This window comes from Mastigocoleus sp. MO_188.B34, from assembly GCF_030065675.1.
Classification (GTDB): domain Bacteria; phylum Cyanobacteriota; class Cyanobacteriia; order Cyanobacteriales; family Nostocaceae; genus Mastigocoleus.
In genome coordinates, this window is sequence record NZ_JASJDK010000015.1 from 17,738 (window position 1) to 38,871 (window position 21,134).

At 35.5% G+C, this 21,134-nt stretch carries 15 protein-coding genes; 9 read left to right on the plus strand and 6 right to left on the minus strand.

Going from position 1 to position 21,134, the window contains the following annotated elements:
- Positions 1 to 64: 64 nt before the first annotated feature.
- On the minus strand, positions 65 to 490 hold the full coding sequence (locus QNJ50_RS05625) for a hypothetical protein (RefSeq protein ID WP_300633044.1): 426 nt from the start codon (positions 488 to 490) through the stop codon (positions 65 to 67).
- 503 nt (positions 491 to 993) lie between these two features.
- Between QNJ50_RS05625 and cimA the strand changes: the two genes are divergently transcribed.
- Positions 994 to 2,622 carry a citramalate synthase gene (gene cimA / locus QNJ50_RS05630; protein ID WP_300633046.1) on the plus strand — a complete coding sequence of 543 codons (1,629 nt, stop codon included), beginning with the start codon at positions 994 to 996 and terminating at the stop codon, positions 2,620 to 2,622.
- A gap of 309 nt (positions 2,623 to 2,931) precedes the next feature.
- Here cimA and QNJ50_RS05635 read toward each other — a convergent pair whose 3' ends face one another.
- The gene (locus QNJ50_RS05635) at positions 2,932 to 3,168 is read right to left on the minus strand and encodes a hypothetical protein (RefSeq protein ID WP_027842826.1); all 237 of its coding nucleotides are present in this window, start codon (positions 3,166 to 3,168) and stop codon (positions 2,932 to 2,934) included.
- 167 nt (positions 3,169 to 3,335) lie between these two features.
- Here QNJ50_RS05635 and QNJ50_RS05640 point away from each other — a divergent pair, with 167 nt between their 5' ends.
- A complete protein-coding gene (locus QNJ50_RS05640; RefSeq protein ID WP_300633050.1) occupies positions 3,336 to 5,462 on the plus strand; it encodes a flavin-dependent dehydrogenase in 2,127 nt (708 codons plus the stop codon).
- 144 nt (positions 5,463 to 5,606) lie between these two features.
- On the opposite strand, the gene QNJ50_RS05645 is transcribed toward QNJ50_RS05640, so the two are convergent.
- On the minus strand, positions 5,607 to 7,568 hold the full coding sequence (locus QNJ50_RS05645; protein ID WP_300633052.1) for a hypothetical protein: 1,962 nt from the start codon (positions 7,566 to 7,568) through the stop codon (positions 5,607 to 5,609).
- 1,765 nt (positions 7,569 to 9,333) lie between these two features.
- On the opposite strand from QNJ50_RS05645, the gene QNJ50_RS05650 reads away from it, so the two are divergent.
- The 5 genes from QNJ50_RS05650 (at position 9,334) to QNJ50_RS05670 (ending at position 13,923) form a co-directional block, all read left to right on the plus strand.
- Positions 9,334 to 9,972: a DUF6272 family protein gene (locus QNJ50_RS05650; RefSeq protein ID WP_300633054.1), complete on the plus strand. Its 639-nt coding sequence runs from the start codon at positions 9,334 to 9,336 to the stop codon at positions 9,970 to 9,972.
- A 52-nt stretch (positions 9,973 to 10,024) separates the two neighbouring features.
- Positions 10,025 to 10,369 (plus strand): STAS domain-containing protein, encoded by a 345-nt coding sequence (locus QNJ50_RS05655; protein WP_027842823.1) that lies wholly within the window; start codon positions 10,025 to 10,027, stop codon positions 10,367 to 10,369.
- A 46-nt stretch (positions 10,370 to 10,415) separates the two neighbouring features.
- The gene (locus tag QNJ50_RS05660) at positions 10,416 to 10,742 is read left to right on the plus strand and encodes a hypothetical protein (protein ID WP_300633056.1); all 327 of its coding nucleotides are present in this window, start codon (positions 10,416 to 10,418) and stop codon (positions 10,740 to 10,742) included.
- 341 nt (positions 10,743 to 11,083) lie between these two features.
- Positions 11,084 to 12,628 (plus strand): SpoIIE family protein phosphatase, encoded by a 1,545-nt coding sequence (locus QNJ50_RS05665; protein ID WP_300633058.1) that lies wholly within the window; start codon positions 11,084 to 11,086, stop codon positions 12,626 to 12,628.
- Between the two features lie 335 nt (positions 12,629 to 12,963).
- Complete coding sequence (locus QNJ50_RS05670; RefSeq protein WP_300633060.1) at positions 12,964 to 13,923, plus strand: hypothetical protein; 960 nt, start codon at positions 12,964 to 12,966, stop codon at positions 13,921 to 13,923.
- Positions 13,924 to 14,078: 155 nt separating this feature from the next.
- Here the strand turns inward: QNJ50_RS05670 and atpC are convergent, their stop codons facing one another.
- Both atpC and atpD read right to left on the minus strand, forming a co-directional pair.
- Positions 14,079 to 14,492, minus strand: coding sequence for an ATP synthase F1 subunit epsilon (atpC, locus tag QNJ50_RS05675; RefSeq protein WP_300633062.1), 414 nt, complete (start codon positions 14,490 to 14,492; stop codon positions 14,079 to 14,081).
- 96 nt (positions 14,493 to 14,588) lie between these two features.
- Complete coding sequence (gene atpD, locus QNJ50_RS05680) at positions 14,589 to 16,037, minus strand: F0F1 ATP synthase subunit beta (protein ID WP_300633064.1); 1,449 nt, start codon at positions 16,035 to 16,037, stop codon at positions 14,589 to 14,591.
- A gap of 1,555 nt (positions 16,038 to 17,592) precedes the next feature.
- On the opposite strand from atpD, the gene QNJ50_RS05685 reads away from it, so the two are divergent.
- Complete coding sequence (locus tag QNJ50_RS05685) at positions 17,593 to 18,423, plus strand: tetratricopeptide repeat protein (protein WP_300633066.1); 831 nt, start codon at positions 17,593 to 17,595, stop codon at positions 18,421 to 18,423.
- Between the two features lie 92 nt (positions 18,424 to 18,515).
- Here the strand turns inward: QNJ50_RS05685 and QNJ50_RS05690 are convergent, their stop codons facing one another.
- Positions 18,516 to 18,959 (minus strand): SRPBCC family protein, encoded by a 444-nt coding sequence (locus tag QNJ50_RS05690; protein ID WP_300633068.1) that lies wholly within the window; start codon positions 18,957 to 18,959, stop codon positions 18,516 to 18,518.
- A gap of 508 nt (positions 18,960 to 19,467) precedes the next feature.
- On the opposite strand from QNJ50_RS05690, the gene QNJ50_RS05695 reads away from it, so the two are divergent.
- Positions 19,468 to 21,120, plus strand: coding sequence for a mechanosensitive ion channel (locus tag QNJ50_RS05695; protein ID WP_300633070.1), 1,653 nt, complete (start codon positions 19,468 to 19,470; stop codon positions 21,118 to 21,120).
- Positions 21,121 to 21,134: the final 14 nt, after the last annotated feature.

The following is a 21,134-nucleotide window of genomic DNA, read 5'->3' on the forward strand; positions in this document are numbered from 1 at the left end:
AGTACGTTGGTAAAATAACTCATAACTAATTCATAATTAACAACTTATAACTAATAAGCGGTAACTACCACAAGGCACGAATTGGTTCGCTATTATCGCCACCATTAGTTACTTCACCATTTCCGTCACCGCTAACTCCCCCATCATTTCCTTCACCATTTCCTTGAGCGCTTCCATCTTGAATAGTTGTTTGATTGCTCTCTTGGTTTTGTTGGGTGCCGGAAGTATTGTTATTCTGGCTTACTTCAACAGAAGGATCTGTACTAGAGGGCTTTTGAGCTACAGTGCTACCATTGTTAGCATTTCCAGATGATTGCTTAGCTGTTGTGCTATTAACATTAATATTGGCTGGGAGAACGCTGGATTCTTTATCAGACGTTTTCGGACCTTGAGCGTTACGTCCATCCATTGGAAAACTTATTCCCAATAGGGTCCCGAGTAAAATTGCTAAGCCTCCAGCCATTAAAACCAGTGGTGTCCATCTACCCATTTTCTGTTTTTCCTTTTCTAGCCAAAGATTGTACAAACATTCTTTTGGGAACCTCGTCCCCAGAATTTATCTATTTGTGTCGTAATTAATTAGTTAAATTAACTCTCACCTTAGTTTGAAATACACAAACAAAAGTCTGATTCAGGAGAATGGGGAGGTGGGAAAATCCGCCTGTGGCACTTCACCTGTTGGTTTTACTATACGGGTTCCGCAGATAATAGCATACTCATAGTTTATTACTTTAGCGTTTTGATTGTAAAGTTCAATGCTGTTTTGCACCAAAATTTTACGGAGATTATCTACAACTGTATGCCACCAGCTAAAATCCTTCGAAGTACCCCATTCAACCAGCTATTCCTAAGTTATTACAACTAGCACTTGGGAGTTTTGTAAGAGTTTTTTGTTGTATTGCTTTTTGTGTACCTACACATTCCTTTTTAACTTTTGTTATCATCCATCCTTGACTTTACCCACATTTTTCCTCTTCACCCATCTTTTAACTTATGAGTGCAAATTCTGAGCGCCAAATTTGGATCTATGACACCACCCTTCGGGATGGTATGCAGTGTGAAGGTCTATCAGTTTCCATAGAAGATAAATTACGTATTGCTCGTTGCCTAGACCGTTTAGGAGTTCCTTTCATTGAAGGCGGTTGGCCTGGAGCAAATCCTAAAGATGTACAGTTTTTTTGGGAGTTACAAGAAGAACCGCTCGAACAGGCAGAAATTGTTCCTTTTTGCTTTACTCGGCGTCCCAATATCACTGCTGCCAAAGATCCAATGTTACAAGCAATTATTGCTGCTGGTACTCGTTGGGTGACAATTGTTGGTAAGTCTTGGGACTTACATGTCAAAGAAGGTCTTAAGACTACTTTAACAGAAAACCTAGGGATGATAGATGATACAATAAAATACTTAATTTCTCAAGGACGTCGGGTAATATACGATGCGGAGCATTGGTTTGATGGTTACAAGCATAATCCAGACTATGCACTCCAGACTCTAACAACAGCTCTTGATGCTGGGGCAGAATGGTTAGTATTATGCGATACAAATGGTGGAAAACTGCCAAATGAGATTACTCAAGTAGTTACGGATGTTGTTGGATCTCTTCCTACTGGAATTCAGCTTGGCATTCATACCCACAATGATTCCGATACTGCGGTAGCTAATGCTTTGGCTGCGGTGACGGCAGGAGCAAATATGGTACAGGGTACAATTAATGGCTATGGCGAACGCTGCGGTAATGCCAATCTTTGTTCTGTAATTCCCAATTTACAAATTAAATTAGGGTACAACTGTATAGAAAATACCCAGCTCTCCAAGCTAACGGAAACCAGTAGATTTGTAAGTGAAGTTGTAAATCTGGCTCCCAACGTACATGCTCCTTTTGTTGGTAATTCAGCTTTTGCTCACAAAGGGGGAATGCATGTTAGCGCAGTGGAACGTAATCCCCTTACTTATGAACATATTGAACCCGAACGAATTGGTAACTCTCGTCGGATTGTAGTTTCCGAGCAATCAGGAGCAAGTAATATTTTGGCGAAAGCTCGTAGCTTTGGGATTAAATTGGAAAAAGATAATCCTGCAACCAAACAAATTTTGCACAATCTCAAGCAACTAGAGCATGAAGGTTATCAATTTGAGGCTGCTGAGGCAAGTTTTGAGTTGCTCCTACGCGGTGCTTTAGGAGAACGGCGACAATTTTTTCAGATCAAAGGCTTTCAAGTCCATTGCGATCTAGTTCAACACCTAGAAAAGAGTTTAGAAAATGGGGATGCATTGGCAACTGTCAAAATTGCTGTGAACGGTCAAGATATTTTAGAAGCGGCGGAAGGTATAGGACCAGTAGCAGCCCTCGACGCTGCCCTACGCAAAGCTTTGACAAACTTCTATCCCCAGATCGCAATGTTTGAATTGACGGATTATAAAGTCAGGATTCTCAACGGACATACGGGAACAGCAGCGAAAACCCGAGTATTAGTTGGATCCGGTAATGGTCGTCAGCGTTGGACAACTGTCGGAGTTTCAAGCAATATTTTGACTGCTTCCTATCAAGCAGTGGTGGATGGATTGGAATACGGTTTAATGCTCCATTCTCAAACTCAAACAGAAATAGGTACATCCAGTTAAATTGTCAAGCTTAAAAGTGAGTATTAAGTACAGATTTGAAACAAGTGCTCTAAGCGGGCACTTAATTTTCTGTTAGTTTCCAGTTCAAAATCAAATCCAACACCAAACAAGTATGTTTGGTAAGTCGATCTAAGTGTCAGACAAATTGCCAATCCCAGACAGATTAACTTTTCTCACTCCCACACCCAAACAGGCGATCGGCAATCTGTTTTAACTGACAGTTGATAGTAATTTGAAACGCTTATAACGCTTTCATATTAGTCAAAAGGACTCAATTTAGTTTTACATTAAGCAAAGCTTTGTTTTTGTTTAAGCAAAGCTGTCCCATGCTTGTGTAACTACTTGACTTAACCAGCGTCTTTGTTGCTTGCTCAGTAAAGGGTCATCGGCGAGCACTTGAGCCGTTAATTCATCCAAGGATTGACCCTGGGAACTGACGATTTTGATGACTCCTGCAATTGCAGCAGCAACCATTTCTTCGTCAACTACTGGCTTTTGTTGCCAATTCATTATTTCTTGCGTACTGTCTGGGATGGGATAATTCATGGCGCGAGTTTACAAAAACACCTGATGAATAATTAGTGAATGATAGATTTGATGAAATCTTAATATTTGTTTACCAAATCTTTATTCTACTAATAGGGCGGAGTGTAGCGTAATTCATAGCTGGGTAAAATCTGCCTTAATGAGTATCTTGAGAGAACAAAACAAAAATGAAAGAAATACTTTATTTGGAGATTCCAACACCAGATACAAATGCAGTGTGTGCTTGGCTACAAGCAGATTTCCAGCCAAAAATTGGCAAGAAGGTTATCACTGCCCAAGGCTTTTGCCTTAAAGTAAATGACACTACAGTGGAAACAGTAAGTGTTCCGGAAAATTTGCCAGCTGAACTCTCAATTTTTATTTGGTCGTTACAACGGACTACATATTTAAAAGTATTTCGTTGGTCAGAAAAAGCTGTTCCCAAAGAACATAAATTCCTCAAGCATTTAACGGTTAGTATCAGGAAACGCTTTCCCCACAATTACCCAGAACCACCTGCGATTGACCTGTCAAAACAGTCAATTTTTACTGCCTTAGAGCAAGATTATCCTTTGACTGTAAAATATTTTCAAAAAATGCCTAACGGTGAGTACGATTTGAAACGAGTCTACTGGTGGGAGAAGCGTTGGCGTGAAGGGGTGCGCAATCCGCAACAACCGAAGCAAGTAGTATTTTCTCACACAAAATCCAGTAATGAATTTAATCTCAATGTAGAAGAAAAAAAATCTTTTTACGATTTAATTTATGTTGGTGGTGCTCTGGGTGTAATTCATGCTGCGGCAATGGCAAAACTGGGTTACAAAGTATTATTAATTGAAAGATTGCCCTTTGGAAGAATGAACAGAGAATGGAATATTTCTCGCGATGAAATCCAAAGTTTAATTAATATTGGTTTGATTACTCCTGCAGAGTTAGAAACAATTATTGCCAGTGAATATAAAGATGGCTTCAATAAGTTTTTCGATGGGAATAATTCACTCAACTTAAAAGCTGATATATTACACACACCTACAGTGTTAAATGTAGCTTTGGATTCAGAGAAGTGGCTGCAAATGTGCGGAGAGAAATTAGTTGCAGCTGGGGGAGAAATTTTTGATGAGACGGAGTTTGTTCGTGCCGATATTCTTCCAGAATCTGGCGAAAAATCAAATAGACAGAAGCTGATTGTAACACTGCAAGACTTAAAGACGCAAGTTGAAAAACAAGTTAGCGGTAGATTATTAGTAGACGCGATGGGAACAGCATCATCGATCGCATGGCAGTTAAACGGTGGTCGTACTTTTGATAGTGTTTGTCCTACGGTTGGGGCTGTAGTGGAGAGTGGTTTTGAGCCGGGAGTTTGGGATTCCCAATATGGAGATGTACTTAATTCCCACGGGGATATCTCTCGAGGAAGGCAGTTAATTTGGGAATTATTTCCTGGAGCAGATGAAGAATTGACTATTTACTTATTCCACTATCACCAGGTCAATAGTAAGAATCCGGGTTCCTTATTAGAGATGTATGAAGATTTTTTTACTATTTTGCCCGAATATCGCCGTTGCGATATGGACAAATTGATATGGAAAAAACCAACATTCGGTTATATTCCGGGACATTTTAGTGTGAATAGTCGCGATCGCACTGTAGCTTATGACCGAATTATTGCGATCGGTGATGCAGCATCACTCCAGTCTCCTTTAGTGTTTACTGGTTTTGGTTCCCTAGTTCGGAATTTAGAACGCCTAACGACTTTATTAGATACAGCTTTAAAACATGACTTGCTTTCTTGGCAAAATCTTAACCAAATTCGTGCATTTCAAAGTAACATTGCTGTAACTTGGATGTTTTCCAAGGGAATGATGGTTCCTACCGGTAAATTTATCCCTCCGGAAAGAATTAATGCAATGCTCAATACTTTCTTTGGGTTATTAGCTGCAGAACCCCAAGAAGTAGCAGATAACTTTATTAAAGACAGATTTGATTGGTTGACCTTCAATCGATTAGCCCTGAAAGCAGCGCGTAAAAACCCCGCATTATTACCCTGGATTTGGGAATTAGCTGGCTCCAAAGATTTAATTAGATGGGTAGGTAATTACATAAACTTTTCTCGTCATGCACTCACAGTTGCTTTACTTAACTGGTGGTTACCTCAATCTCTCCACCTGATTCAACCTTGGTTAGAAAGGCGTCATCCAGGTTTGTGGTTGCGTTTGTTATCTCTTGCTTATGCTTTAACCGCAGGTAAAATACGAAAGCAAAACCTTACTTATCAGTTAAAAATTAAACGTAGTGAAATGAAAGTTACTGGGTGATTGGTGTTAGCGTAAGCATGACGCATTAGCAAAGCAGGACGCAAGCACAAATACCAAGTGTCTACAGCATTATAGGTAGTTGGTAATTGGTAATTAGATTTGATATTTACAAACCTAATTCCAACACCCAATACCTAACATTTATTATTCTGAGGTTGAATGGGAACGGAAATCTGGTAATTCCACAGAAGCTAAAGACTTCTTTGGATTTCGACGACGTTCTGGATAAACTACTGGTGATGGGGAATTATCGTTGTTGTAGTGGGTAAATTGTTCTGAATTAAAATCACTTTCAAAACTACCCTCAGACCAGATCGAATCATCTGAAAAAATATCTCCTGAAGAAGTATTTTCTGAAGAATCTTTTCGATTCCCAAATTTATCATCAAGGCGTTTGCTGTCAGTTGAATTTGCAACAGGTTCCCAAACAGTGTTATCAGGATTATGAACATCATCTACATCTTCAGATTGAGACGCTTGAGATATTCCTTGACTGCGGAAAAACGTCTCAATTACGCTATCCAATTTTTCTTTTAAATCAGATTCTTTAAGCTCATATTCTTTGAATTCAGATTCTTTGGATTTGGCTTCTTCTAAGTCAGATTTTTCTAAATCATATTCGTCCGAATCAGAAGATTCGTGGTAAGAAATAGTTTCTGGTGTAATTTCTCGATCTATAGTTTCTTTTGCAATATCTTGATTTATAAATTCTTGCTCTGTACTTTCTGAAGAGAAATCAGTTGTTGTTTGTTGTGGAGAAATATCTTCCTCACTTGCTTCAATATCCCAAATAGATACTTCACTGTCAGCCTCATGGGAAATTGAAAAATTCGAATTTTCCTCCATGCTTGTATCCCAAATGTAAACTTGGGCTGAATCATCACAATCTATTTTTTCAGATTGAGAATGACCGATAAAAGATCCGTTCGTAGTGAATATATTTTCCTTAACTGTAGAGTCCCAACCAGAAAACTCATTAACACTTTCTTGCCACATTCGAGTTTGAGAACCAGCAAAATCTTCTTCTTGAGCGTATGCTACTTCATCATCATTGAATGTATCTGCTTGTTGTTCAGACCAGGGTCGAATGGGTTGAGCATTAGTTAGAAATGACCGAAGTTTACTATTAATAGTAGATGATTGCCGAGTAAAGTTCCTCGCCTTGTTAATTGTTTCATTATCCTCTAGATCCCCCGGAACTGGTGTATCTAAACATTTACTCAAAGCAGCTTTAAACTGTAAATTTTGCCGTTGCTGACGCATTAGCCTTGTACGTAATTCTCGAGAAGCATTTTCCAATTGCGATAATTTATAGGACTGTTCAGTATATCTACTATGTAATTCAGTACATTCACGCTCTAATTGAGCCAATCTTTGCTGACTACTTTCCAAGTGAGATTTGTAACTTTCTATTAGACTTTCTTGACGCTTAATCGTTTGTGTCGAATTTTCTAAGTCCTGGAATAGTGATTCAATCTTTTCTCTGTCTGCGATACTTTCCTGGGTTTGCTGACTGAGCATGGACTCCGCAATACTTGAGCGGTTCTTTTGTTTTTGTAGAGCTTTCTGGTTATCTGCAAGAGCAGATGTAAGTTCTTCTACTTGTTGATACAAGTTATCATTAGCTGAACGCAACTCTTGATTGAGCTCCAACAGTTGCTGAAACTCTGAATTAACAGCAGCTTGTTTTTCACTTTCGGGTTCTGCGACCCAATCTTTTTCTGATTTACTTGTTAATTCATCCTCTGAAAGATCCAAATCAGGAATACTTTCCCACTGGGCGCTGTTTAATTCCAAAATCCCATTAGATGATTCTGAATCATTATTTGTTTGGTCTTCCTCACCAATGTTCATACTCGATTCTGGGGAAGATACTTCATTTTCCCAATCATTATTTTCCCATTCTCGATCATTGGGTATTGCTGAAACCGAAGAATTTGCTGATGGTAACTTTGGAATTACCAGATTTTCATTAGAAATAATTTCAGGATCTTCATTGGGCAAAAGTGAGTAAAAAGGACAACTTTCCTTATCCAGTTGTTGGGAATTTCCAAGACTACAGGATTCTATCAAATTTTCGTTTTCTGGGATGTCAGCTTCATTCATTACTCTTCACCAAGCAGCGATAAATTGCAAATAACCAACGAAAGCCTCACCTATGGCAAGTAGTTGCCAGATATATTCTTGTAAGTTATATTCTCGTCAGATATAAATTGACTTTAGAGAACAAGAATAACTTGTTTATCCATAAGTTTACGAACGTTTCTATAATCTTCCAATGATGGATTGTATTTGCAGCTAATCCGAAATAGTTCCTTTATATAAATAAACTTCCAGAATTTAGCTTTTTCTAAGTTCAGATAGTTTTCTATGGCTTACAAATATATTTTTTGTAATCCTATTGAAGTTATAACATTGGAATTTTGGATCGTGTATATGGAGATCATTCTCTCCAAATACTCAAAATCAGCATATTAGACAAGCCCAAAAGTACAAATACAAACTTTATTTGGTTATTTCCTAACAGACTTATTGCAAAATTGTTGCTTTAAAAAAATTGAATCTAGGCTTTTTATACATTTATATTATAAAATTGCAGTTAAGTGTTATACAAAATAACTATTACTTGTCTAACAAAATATACTTTACTAATGCTTATATCTTTTGTCACTACCCTCAAGGGTATAATTTTTGTATGCAAAGTATCTTAAATTACTAAGTGCTACCAAGCGTATTAAAAAAAGTCTTTGTTTACGCTGTATTTATGCTAATAATTATTGATTTTTCATTACTAGATATATTTAATAATTCTACACAGTAAAAATTGAATAAATATATAGTCACCAGTAAAACAGTATACAAATCTTAATGATAGATGTTAGGTATTTATGTATCTATTTAAAATCAGCAAATCATATAGTCACAAAATCAAAAAAGTTAATTGCCGAATTTTATTTGTGTAAGACTCAAAAATATAAAAATATAATTATTATATTTGCTGTATTTAAGTTAGTATCTATCGTTTGCTAATGGAAATAAATATATGTTCTCATTATTTTTTTAATAATTAAATAAGTCTAGAATTAAGTTCTTTATCAAAAATTAGATTTTAAGTGAGTAAATTTTCCTTATAGTCCGTTTTTAAGTACATATCTTAAATTAGATGGTAAATTTTATTAAAATCTCATTTTGATAGTTGAATACCTAAAATTAATATATTTTGCATTAGTAATATTTGATTAAAAATTAACTTGTAAAAAATTATTTTTTATTTTTAACTGGCTATCTTCTTATCATAGGAGCTGCAAACATCAGCTTTTTTCATGCCTATAAATGATTTATTATTACGTGATTAGTTGTTAAGAGTTAAGATATATACTAGTATTTGCAGACTTTTTATACATAAAGATAAGTGTTTTAAAGTAAGTAATTTGTTGGTGCAAACACTTAAGATTGAATTTATTGTCCGAACGTATTTTAGTGTAATCACTGAAGCTAAAAACTGTTTTACAAGTGCAATATAATATACATTACGTGAACTCATAAACAAACATATTGATGGGTAGTATTAGAACCTGCAAATACTTAAATATGCATTTATAAAATGACTTAAATATGGAAATAGTCTGGTAATATAACACTGATATAAATTTCAAAAGTGCTAATATTGCTGAACAACAAAATAAAGTCGACTTGTAATCCTAACTGTATTTAATTAGTTAACTTAAATATTAAGATATATGTATTACTTGTCATTTAGTTAAATTTTGTAGGGATGCATGTCACATTTGAAACTGAGATAATATTGATTGTCATTTGATTCAAGTTGAACTTGCTAAATCAAATGATTTTTCTCGAGGGCAGAATAACTGTGATTCAAATATTTAGTAAGTTTCTAGAAAATTTATTTAATCAGGAACAGATTGAAAAAGCACATGTGTTTGGTTGCTTTGTAGATAAGCCATCCAATCAAGAGCATTTAACTTTAAGCTTTGCTCCATCTGCAATCCCGCTTCAAAAGCGCTGGCGGAATAATGGTTTATCAGCTGACTTCGTTGCTAATTACTTGTGTACTTTTTTCCCAGGTAATGACGAAAGTGGTGCCTCTGAGGATCATCATTTGGAAGTTAAAAGCGCTGTAAGTTATGTTGCCAACGAATTATTTGAGAATGCGATGAAGTATTGTGATGAAAAAGCTTCTTATCCTATTACTTTTCACGTTCGATTAGAAACTGATAAAATCTTTCTTTTTATAGATAATAGTGTGATTCCCGCACGGGCTGAAAAATTTAAGGAATTTATCAGAGAGCTCTTAGATTCCGACCCAAATGAACTATACATTGAGCAGTTGGAAAAAAATGCTGACCAGGATGATAATACTACTAGTTCTGGATTAGGTTTTATTACTATGATGACTGATTATTCTGCTAAATTAGCTTGGAAATTCCAAACTATTGAGCAAGCTTCACCGGTAATGGCAGTAACTACTATGGTTGAATTACCAGTTTGAAGTAGAAGTAAATACGTTAATAAAACTAACTTGACAAAGGAGAATTTGAAATATGGAAATCAAAGGCGAAAACTACAATGTATCTTATGATGAAAACACTTGCAGTGTAAGATTTTCAGGTGCTCTAAGATTAACGGGCTTAAAAGATTACGGGCATATTTTAAATTTGCTCAATGATATTGCGGATAGGGAACCTTCAAAAATTATCTTGAATCTTCAAGAACTCGATTTTCTTAATAGCTCGGGAATTAGTATGCTTTCAAAGTTTGTTATTGGTATGAGAAAAAGAAAATCTATTGAAGTGGTGGTGCTTGGTTCTCGACAAATACCTTGGCAAGGTAAATCACTGAAGAACTTACAACGATTAATGCCTGGTTTAAGACTAGATTTACAGTAGGTAAGTTGAGTAATCGTAATATCACAAGTGAAAGGAAGAATGCACCATGCAAACTGAAGAATTATCCAGACAAGAACTATTGTCAGAAATCAAAAATTTAAAGCTAGATATAGAGGAACTCAAAGAAGAAAAATCTGATTTAGAAATAATGCTGGAATCAATTGCTGAGCATTCTAGTGAAGTTAATAATCAGTTACATGACAAAAACCAGGAAATGGTTGTTTACATTCAGAATGTGCAGCGACTCGCTGCTGCAATTTCAGAAATAGAGAATAATTCTTTTGAGTTAGATAGTATTAAAGAATTTTTAAATAGAGAAGATGAGTTAGGAAAGATGGCAAGATTTTTTATCAAAATATCATCTTCTCAATAGAGTTATAAATCTATCTATTGTTTTTTAAGTCAATAGTCATAATGGAATAAAATAAGTAATGATTATGGTGGTAAATCGTATTTATTTGCCTCATACACCTTGATGACTAAAATTTAGAATAGTATTCTCAAAATATATTATTTAAACTGGGTAGCAAACTAAAATTAACGAAATATTGAGTGAAGTATCATTGGTTAGTAAATATATTTTAAATTTAACCTGTTTAGCTATCTTTTAGTTATCCTTTGCTTGATAATTTCCTAAATTAAGATATTAGTTTGCTATCTATTTTTTAATTATCAATTTTCACTTTTAAAAAAAATCAAAATTCTGTGTTTTTTATGAGAATTAATAAAAACCCTTTTGAAAATTTACTTGTCGAAAAAAAATATCGACCAATATTGATATCAATCTTTTTTTTCTTGCTCTTTGATATTGGTATTTTAATCCCAAACTTTCTGTTTTCTACATCATTAAAGAAAGATGCTATCAGTATTAACTTAGCAGGAAGACAAAGAACTTTGTCACAAAGAATAACAAAATCTTTACTACAATTAAAAAATGCTAGTGAAAATGGCTATAGCATCGATAAATATAAAACAGATTTGCTCATATCATCTCAATTATTCGATGAAACTTTAAATGCTTTTCAGAAAGGGGGATATGTAAAAAACAATGATGGTGAATCTATATATTTGAAAGCTGTAGAAACTAAGAAAGCTGAAAAGATACTTAAAAAAACTTTTGTTATCTGGAATCCCTATAAAGAACAAATTCAGAATATTTTAGTAGCAGAAAAAGTTATTCCATATAAACAGCTGAGAAGTACAGTTGGCTATGGTAACGAGAATAATTTTAAACTCTTGAGATTAATGAGTGATTTAACAAATGAACAAGAGGGAATCGCTGAACAAAAAGCCGAGTATCTACAAATAATTCAGTTAGTTGGTATGGCTTTAGCTCTGGGTAACTTCTTTGTTATTTTGTTTAATATTTTGACGCGTCTACAAAAAGCAGACAAAGATATTCAGATAGCACACGACAAGATTTCTGAATTAAACGAGCAGCTTAAAGCTGAGAATGTCCGTATGAGTAGCGAATTGGATATTACCAGACGCTTACAGCAAATGATTCTTCCAAAATCGTGGGAACTAAAATCTGTGGATGGTTTAGATATCGCTGGTTTTATGGAAGCAGCAGATGAAGTGGGAGGGGATTATTACGACGTTCTAAATATCGACGGAAATGTAAAAATTGGGATTGGTGATGTAACCGGACATGGGTTAGAAAGTGGAATGCTCATGTTAATGGTACAGACTGCGGTAAGAACTCTTCAAGAAGTTGAAGAAACAGATCCGGTTAAATTTATGGATGCGCTAAATCGTACCATTTATAAGAATATTCAGCGCATGAACTCAGGTAAGAATCTTACTCTTTCATTAATTGACTATCAGCAAGGACAATTGTGTCTTACTGGACAACATGAAGAAATGATTGTGGTACGCTCTTCTGGAAAAGTCGAATTAGTTGATACCTCAGACCTTGGTTTTCCAATTGGACTTGATGAAGAAATTGCTGATTTTGTCGATCAACAAAGAGTTAGTCTAAATACTGGAGATATAGCTGTCCTCTTTACAGATGGGATAACTGAAGCAGAAAATATTAGTGGTGAGCTTTATGGTTTGGAAAAACTGTGTAACACTATCAAAGAAAATCGACATTTAACTGCAGAGGAAATAAAAAATGCCATAGTAAATGATGTTAGAGAACATATAGGCGAACAACAAGTTTTTGATGATATTACTTTGCTTGTTTTAAAACAAAAAGATATTAGTCCTTCACTTGAAATAGTAAACTCTCAAACTTTTCAAACCATGAGCGTTTAATCAATATTTAGGCATGTATATTGATAATGATGCTCGCTAAGAATTTAAGATGCATTTTTTATAATTTAGACCTCTGAAAGCTAAATATTCGTCAAACAGAGCCATAACAATAAGTTTTTTAATTAGGAAATTTTTTCCTTTTATTTTTTGAGATAATTTAGAACTTCCTGACCCTTATACTCAATATTGTAGAAGTATAAATATAAGAGTTTAAGATTGCAAAAATTTAAAATTTAGTTTTTTCTAACTATTGAATAGTTTTAAACATCATTAGTTAGTTTTCTGTTCCAATGATTTAATATTTCACACATTATAAAAATAAGGTAAATATAACCGTGGTGCAAATATTTGGTGATTTTATAGAAACGGATTTATATAGAGAAGACTTTAGTCTCGGGTTTTCTCCTTCTTCTTTACCACTCCAGCAACGTTGGCGTAATAATGGAATATCTGCTGACTATATTTCAGAATTCTTAACAAGTATTTTCCCTAATTATGTTGATGACGCTGGAAAAAATCAAATACTAGAAATAAAAAGTGCAGTTAACTATATTGCCAATGAGTTGCTAGAAAATGCGATGAAATATTGCGATATACAAGCATCCTACCCAATTACTTTTCATATTCAATTTGTCGCAAATGAAGTCAGGTTATTTTTAAAAAATAGTATTATTCCTTCAACTGCAAGCGAATTTCAAATTTTTATTCAAGAGCTACTAAATTCTGATCCAGAAGAACTTTATATTCAGCAACTTGAAAAAAATGCAGAAGATGAGAACTCTAGCAGTTCTGGCTTGGGATTTATCAGCATGATAACTGATTATTCAGCTAAGTTAGGTTGGAAATTTCAAATATTAGAGCAAAGTCCAGAGTTAATGACAGTAACCACTATAGTGAGGCTGGGACTCGAAGATCGAGAACAAACAGTAGTTCAATGTGCTGCTGATACAATAGAGATTAAAGGTCAGGATTACCACATTTATTACGACCAAAATAGCAAAATTATTAATCTTAATGGGAAAATTCGCCTCAGAGGGATGGAAGAATACACGAAAATACTTACATTTCTCGATGAAATTGTCGATAAAGAGGATATCATGCTTACCCTTGATATACAGGATTTAGAACTCCTTAACAGTTCAGGAATTAATATGCTTTCTAAATTCTTTATTGGTATTCGCAAACGTAAAAAAATTCAAATAAATATAAAAGCTTCTCAACAGATGCTATGGCAAATAAAATTAGTTAAAAATTTACAAAGATTAATGCCTAACTTGAAATTTCATGTGCAATAGTATTCAGTTGGGGATAAAGTATTTATTAAAACTTGTAGAGATGCAAAAAAATACACCTCTACAAATATTTACAAAAATCTAGTTTTGATTTGAAATTTAAGTTCAAGAGAAAAAATACATCGATAAAATCCAAATTGAGTTGGATTTTAGGGATTTTACACCATCCCACCAGCAGCTTGGAAACGAGCGCGGGCACGTTTATATGCTTGGTTTGCTTGAATTTGGGCTTGTCTATCATCAGGTTCTACCTGACTTAGGCGCTCTTGAGCTTCGCTGTAAGCGCTACGAGCTTCCTCTAGATCGATTGCATCACCACGCTCAGCAGCATTTACCAAAATTGTGACTTCATTTTCTTCAACTTCGGCAAAACCTCCCATTAATGCGATCGCAACCCAATCTTGGTTTGCACTAGAACGTACTCGCATTACACCTGCATCTAGAGCACTCAAAAGTGGCGCGTGACCGCTAAGAATACCTAACTGACCTGTGGTGCTGGGCAAAATAACTTCTTGTGCCTCGTCATCCCATATAGTTTTATCTGGGGAAATTACGCGAACGGTTAATGTCATTCGTCCTTTGTCCTTTGTAATTGTATGGTTATAATTTGCCCTTGGTTCTTGGTTAGGGAACCAAGAACTAAGGACTCACAGAACAAGAACCAATGACTAGCTCTTTAATTTCTCTGCTTTAGCCTTGGCTTCTTCGATGCTACCAACCATGTAGAAAGCTTGTTCTGGTAACTCATCTAATTCACCAGCAAGAATCATCTTGAAACCTTTGATGGTTTCTTCTAACTTCACATATTTACCAGGAGCCCCGGTAAACACTTCCGCCACAAAGAATGGCTGGGACAAGAAACGTTCAATTTTACGAGCGCGTGCTACGGTCAGACGGTCATCTTCAGATAATTCATCTAAACCGAGAATTGCAATAATATCTTGAAGTTCCTTATAACGCTGCAGGGTAGCTTGTACTGCACGTGCAGTTTGATAGTGATCGTCACCAACAATATCTGGCTGCAGCATAGTGGAGGTAGAACCAAGTGGATCTACTGCAGGATAGATTCCTTTCGCAGCCAAACCACGGGATAATACTGTAGTACCATCCAAGTGGGCAAAGGTAGTAGCAGGTGCCGGATCAGTCAAGTCATCTGCAGGTACGTAAACAGCCTGAATCGAAGTAATAGAACCTTCGTTAGTAGAGGTAATACGTTCTTGTAATGCACCTACGTCAGTACCCAATGTTGGCTGATATCCTACTGCTGAGGGCATTCTTCCTAAAAGTGCTGATACTTCCGAACCCGCTTGAACGAAGCGGAAGATGTTATCAATAAATAGTAATACATCCTGTTTGTTAACATCACGGAAATACTCAGCCATTGTGAGTGCTGATAAACCAACCCGCATTCTTGCACCGGGTGGCTCATTCATTTGACCGTACACTAGAGCAATTTTCGATTCGTTGAGGTTATCAGCATTGATTACCCCAGATTCGATCATCTCATTGTAAAGGTCATTACCTTCACGGGTGCGCTCACCTACGCCACCGAATACTGACACGCCACCATGTTCGGTAGCAATGTTGTTGATCAACTCCATCATAATTACGGTTTTACCCACACCTGCTCCACCGAACAGACCGATTTTTCCGCCACGTCGATAGGGGGTGAGCAAATCAACAACTTTAATCCCAGTTTCAAACACAGAAGGTTTGGTTTCTAACTCAGTGAGCTTGGGAGCTTCACGGTGAATGGGAGACTTTTCTTCTGTATTTACAGGTCCTTTATTATCTACAGGTTCGCCCAGAACGTTGAAAATTCTACCTAAAGTAGCTTTACCAACAGGGACACTGATAGGAGCACCAGTATCAGTAACTTCCATACCGCGAACTAAACCATCAGTAGAACTCATTGCAACAGCTCGTACTTGGTTGTCGCCCAGCAATTGTTGCACTTCACTGGTAACAGAAACTTCCTGTCCAGCTTCGTTTGTGCATGTAATGGTCAAAGCATTGTAGATTGGTGGCATTTTTCCACCGGGGAACTTCACGTCTACAACGGGACCAATGACTTGAGTGATGTAGCCAATGTTTGTTTTTTCTGCGGTGGTGACCATGCTGAGCCTATATGTTGAAGCTATAAATTATCAGATAGGATTGTAGAGACTAAGATTAACTTATGTCATCTTCAAGATTAGCACTGAACGACGCCACTGTTCGGCTAAAATTCATTCGATTATATCGATCCCTGTAACTAAATTACCCATTAAATTCATCAAACACGGAAATATTAATGATGATTCGATCAAACGCTAAACTATACATTTGTTTGAGAAATTTAGTTAATCTCTGCGCGACACAGAGAAGAAAATTTCCGACTTTTCAATTTATTCAGTAATGTTTTGTCACTGAATTTTCCTGATGTATGCGCCAGGGTCACACCTACGAGCGATCGATAGTATTCTGTGAGGAGCATTTTCTTTATGTATTACCAAATGAACTTTTTTAGGATTTTTCGCCAAAATTGAAGTGAGCTTTTGTGGCGCGGGATATGGGATTATGTAACTGAAAATATGCATTTTAAATTTTTCATATGTTGTTCTGTTCTCATCAGTTGTGACTTGAATATGAGTTGAACATAAAATGCCTACTTTTCCCGATTTAATCTGTATTCACCCAAAGAAAACTGTTCTTCCCGAGCAAATCAGGAAGAACAAAACCATGCCATTTGACTTAAATATCAAATTCACAAGCATTTCACGTCATTTCGTAAAATTATGAACTTAAATGAAATTTTAGATATAAAGCTAGAATATTGTTCATTTTATTTGTCTTCACAAAAGCAAACAGTTATCAAGTTTACTGGCTCATTTGCTACTAAATTACTTCATGCAAATTTCCTATCCCAAGCAAATTTTCGCCCGTAGTAAGTAAAAACACTTCGAAGCACAAACCGTGACATAATGTTGTCTTATTTTTTATGTCGTTCTTCACTAACAAAATTGAAGAACAGAATAGACTTAAAATATATCTAAATCCAGAAGACTCTAAATTTTAAAGAATTTTGCATATCGAAATCAATTTTACCTAGAGGATATTATGTAATATTTTGTGATAACAATTGAAACAATGAAAGAATACAGATTTTTCCCAATATGCATTTCTAGATAATGGATAAGAATATAATTACTATAATAACTGTCAAAGCTACACAAAAATACAAAATACGCGATGAATATATTGTTTATTAAAATTTTTAATAAAGAGACTATGTATTTCTTTATAAAGATATAATTAATATTTTTACCTGAATATTTTTAATTATTTTACTAATAACTGACACTAAAATATATTATTCATGTATTGAAAATAAAATATAAAAATCTAGCATAAACATAATCAATATTATTTAAAGTTTCCTTGCTTTTTATAAATTATTTTGCAAACAAAAATATCTTTAATTAGTAGTGGTATAAAAATATATATAATTAGATATATGATTAGCTTAAAATTTAATAAAAATTATACTTTTTAGGGGTATACAAGTCGTAATTAATCTTTGCTGAAACTTTATTACCTAAATAAACAAATATCTATAATATAAAATCAGGCAATCAAGAATTTGCAATTATTAAAATAATATCATCCATAAAATAAACTTACTATTTGCTTATGAATTTATCGTCAGTGCGGCAAAAATTTTATCAGGAGACTCAAAAGCCTGACGAAGATATAGACTTAGCCAGAGCATCTTTGTATATAGCTCAAGAAGAATATCCAGAAATCGATCCAGAAGTCTATATCCAAAGTCTAGATGGGATGGCACAGGAATTATCTAAACGATTACCTGCAAGTAAATACCCATTGATAATTATTCAAAATATTAACCAATATCTTTACGATGATTTGGGTTTTAATGGAAATAACAGTGACTATTATGATACCCAAAATAGTTTCTTAAATAAAGTTATACAACGTCGACTTGGAATTCCTATTTCTTTGTCTTTAATTTACCTGGAGATTGCCCGTAGAATTAATTTTCCCATGGTTGGAGTTGGGATGCCAGGTCATTTCTTGATTCGCCCTGAAATTGAAGAAATGGAAATCTTCGTCGATACTTTTAATCATGGTGAAGTTATATTCACACAGGATTGTCAAGATAGACTTAACCAAATTTATCAAAAAAATATCGTTTTCAAGCCAGAGTATTTAGCAGCAGTTACTAAAAAACAGTTTCTGGCAAGAATACTAGATAATTTAAAAATTATCTACGTTCATCAACAAGAGATAGAAAAAGCCTTAGGTGCAGTAGAGCGGAAGTTATTGTTATTTCCAGATGCTCATATTGAACTAAGAGATCGTGGTTTACTACTGTTTCAGCTTGGTTACTTTCCACAAGCGATCAGAGATTTGGAAACTTATTTGGAAATAGAACCCAACTCTGAAGATGTCTCAACAATTCGTTCTTTACTTTCTCAGCTTCATAAAAATATTGATAATTGATGGAGTGGGAGAAGGTAATTGGTAATGAATATTGTTTAGTTTTGAAACTAACACCTCGTATGTTAAGTTTTATTTTATACTTTGTGGGCTATTTAGCCTCTTTGTAAGGATTCTGCTACTTGTTTAAGGCGGTAGAGTTGACTTTCCATGTCAGATTTTGTCCACCGTGCAGCAAAAGTTTTAAATCCCCAATCAACCAAAACATTAGGGATATTAAATTCAAAACGATTAGTTAAATGTGTTCCTGTTGAGTTTGGTCTACACTCCCAGCGATCGCGACCTCGAAAAAAACCTTCAAATTCCCAAACCACCAGACCTGCTCCCCTTTCAACTACTACGCTATTCAAAGTAGGTTTTAAAAAAGGAATTTGAATGATAAATAAACTTTCAGAACCAATATCAGTACTCCATTCACCAACAGGCTTACAGTACAAAACAGGATTAAGCCAACGATGCATCAGTTGTAAATTGGTAATGCACTCTTCAACTACCGTGGTTGCAGCATTTATTTGAATTGATTGTTCAAAAATTTGCATATTATACTAGTGACTTTAAAATCTTAATTTTATCTTTTCATAATTAATCTATCTTTTCATTAATCGTCCCCTTGAGCGAATTGATGATAGTCTTGCATATAGACTAGGCTGTATCAAACAATCCCAGTACTGACTCCCTACTAATTTTTTGTTTTGAGTTCGTCATTTTAAGTCCATTATCTTGGATTTTTTGCTTTAAAAATATAAGTTTTACTCAAATACAGTAGTAATAACTAAATTCAACAGGCTCATTGTCAGTTCATGGTATCTCTTGATACCATGAGTTTTTGCTGTATGCAAACTCATAATCATATTGCCGAAAAAGAGCAACAGTGAGTAAAAAAGTAAAAATCACTCTTGTAATTGATTAATTGTGGGATTTTACTGGTAAATTAAAGTGCGAAACATTGGCGAAGTTATCGGGGTGTTGGATTGAATATAGCAATCTACTCCGTCAGCATCTCATGTATCGTTTTGCCATAACACTTAAGTTTATTAATGGAAAAAGATGATTACAATTTGGCAAAATATAACGCAAGTGATGGCAATGGGTTTGTCTACCAAGACAGAGAGATATTTGGCACAAGTGCCTATTTCTCCTGTTTCCCAGGCAGATGGAATTCAGGATGCCGTTAACAAATCTTTTGGGCAAGTTATTGAAATAGTACCAAGTTTGCTTGGAGCCGTTGCAATCTTAGTGGTTGGTTGGCTAATTGCAATCCTGGCTAAAGCAATAGTTCAGGGAATTCTCAAGCGAACTAACTTAGATAATCGAATTGCTGCTGGTTTAACTGGTCGCGATGACGTACCCGAAGTAGAAAGCTTTGTATCTGGTTTAGTTTTCTGGATTATCTTGCTCATAACGGTAGTAGCCGTTTTAGATAAGCTCCAACTAAAGGTTGCTTCTCAACCACTAAATGCTTTTCTAATTCAAATTGGTGATTTCTTACCTAAGTTAATTGGGGCGGGTATTCTTTTGGGGGTAGCCTGGGTAGTGGCGACTCTAGTCAAAATGCTTGCAGTAAGAGCACTAAATGCATTTAGATTAGACGAGAAATTAAACGCACAACCACAAGATTCTGAATCTGCACCTAGCTTAAATCAGTTATCTCTCAGTGAGACAATTGGTAGCTCTTTGTACTGGTTGATTTTTTTGTTATTCCTCACGCCAGTACTAGATACTTTAGGATTACAACAAGCACTACTACCAGTACAGACTTTAATTACCGAGATCCTGACTTTGCTACCAAATATTTTGGGAGCAGTAATTATTGGAACTGTGGGTTGGTTTGCTGCAAACATAGTGCGACGAATTGTTACTAACTTGCTATCAACAACAGGCGCAGATAATCTGGGAAGTCGCTTTGGCTTAAGTCCAGCTTCTGGAAGACAATCTTTATCAAGTATTGTCGGTACAATCGTCTATGTCCTAATTTTGATCCCCGTAGCAATTTCTGCACTGAGTACTTTACAAATTCAAGCGATTTCCGTACCGGCGATCGCAATGTTGCAACAAGTCCTCAATGCTCTACCATTAATCTTCACAGCTACGGCAATTTTACTAATTTCCTACTTTTTGGGTCGGTTTATTTCCGAATTGGTGACCAGTATTCTCACAAGTGTGGGTTTCAACAATATATTTAGCATTTTAGGTCTACCAACACCCACAAGAAGAACTGAAGCTACCTCAGAGGGTGAAACTGCTCCTGCAGTAACAACTCGCACACCTTCGGAAGTTTTAGGTGTTATCGTCCAAGTAGGTATTATGCTGTTTGCGACGGTAGCTGCACTCAATATTCTGCAAATTCCTGCACTGACAACCTTAGTACAAGGTATTTTGGTGATTTTCGGCCAGATTTTGTCTGGTTTAGTTGTATTTGCAATAGGTCTATTCCTAGCTAACCTAGCCTTTAGCATTATCACTAGTTCTGGCAATCCTCAAGCAAGAGTATTAGGTCAGATCGCAAGAATTGCTATTATTGCTCTGGTATCGGCAATGGCATTGCAACAAATTGGCGTTGCTCCAAACATTGTTCAACTAGCCTTTGGTTTACTACTTGGTGCACTTGCAGTAGCTTTGGCTTTAGCCTTTGGTTTGGGAGGTCGCGACATCGCTGCTCAACAAGTTCAAGAATGGCTTAACTCATTTAAGAGTAAATAATGAAGAGGGATTGT

Bases quoted from the DNA above. Each gene is read 5' to 3' on its own strand.
- QNJ50_RS05625 (WP_300633044.1), bottom strand. From the start codon at position 490: ATGGGTAGATGGACACCACTGGTTTTAATGGCTGGAGGCTTAGCAATT.
- QNJ50_RS05660 (WP_300633056.1), top strand. From the start codon at position 10,416: ATGCAAACTGAAGAATTATCCAGACAAGAACTATTGTCAGAAATCAAA.
- QNJ50_RS05690 (WP_300633068.1), bottom strand. From the start codon at position 18,959: ATGCAAATTTTTGAACAATCAATTCAAATAAATGCTGCAACCACGGTA.
- cimA (WP_300633046.1), top strand. From the start codon at position 994: ATGAGTGCAAATTCTGAGCGCCAAATTTGGATCTATGACACCACCCTT.
- QNJ50_RS05635 (WP_027842826.1), bottom strand. From the start codon at position 3,168: ATGAATTATCCCATCCCAGACAGTACGCAAGAAATAATGAATTGGCAA.
- QNJ50_RS05685 (WP_300633066.1), top strand. From the start codon at position 17,593: ATGAATTTATCGTCAGTGCGGCAAAAATTTTATCAGGAGACTCAAAAG.
- atpD (WP_300633064.1), bottom strand. From the start codon at position 16,037: ATGGTCACCACCGCAGAAAAAACAAACATTGGCTACATCACTCAAGTC.
- QNJ50_RS05695 (WP_300633070.1), top strand. From the start codon at position 19,468: ATGATTACAATTTGGCAAAATATAACGCAAGTGATGGCAATGGGTTTG.
- atpC (WP_300633062.1), bottom strand. From the start codon at position 14,492: ATGACATTAACCGTTCGCGTAATTTCCCCAGATAAAACTATATGGGAT.
- QNJ50_RS05645 (WP_300633052.1), bottom strand. From the start codon at position 7,568: ATGAATGAAGCTGACATCCCAGAAAACGAAAATTTGATAGAATCCTGT.
- QNJ50_RS05665 (WP_300633058.1), top strand. From the start codon at position 11,084: ATGAGAATTAATAAAAACCCTTTTGAAAATTTACTTGTCGAAAAAAAA.
- QNJ50_RS05655 (WP_027842823.1), top strand. From the start codon at position 10,025: ATGGAAATCAAAGGCGAAAACTACAATGTATCTTATGATGAAAACACT.
- QNJ50_RS05640 (WP_300633050.1), top strand. From the start codon at position 3,336: ATGAAAGAAATACTTTATTTGGAGATTCCAACACCAGATACAAATGCA.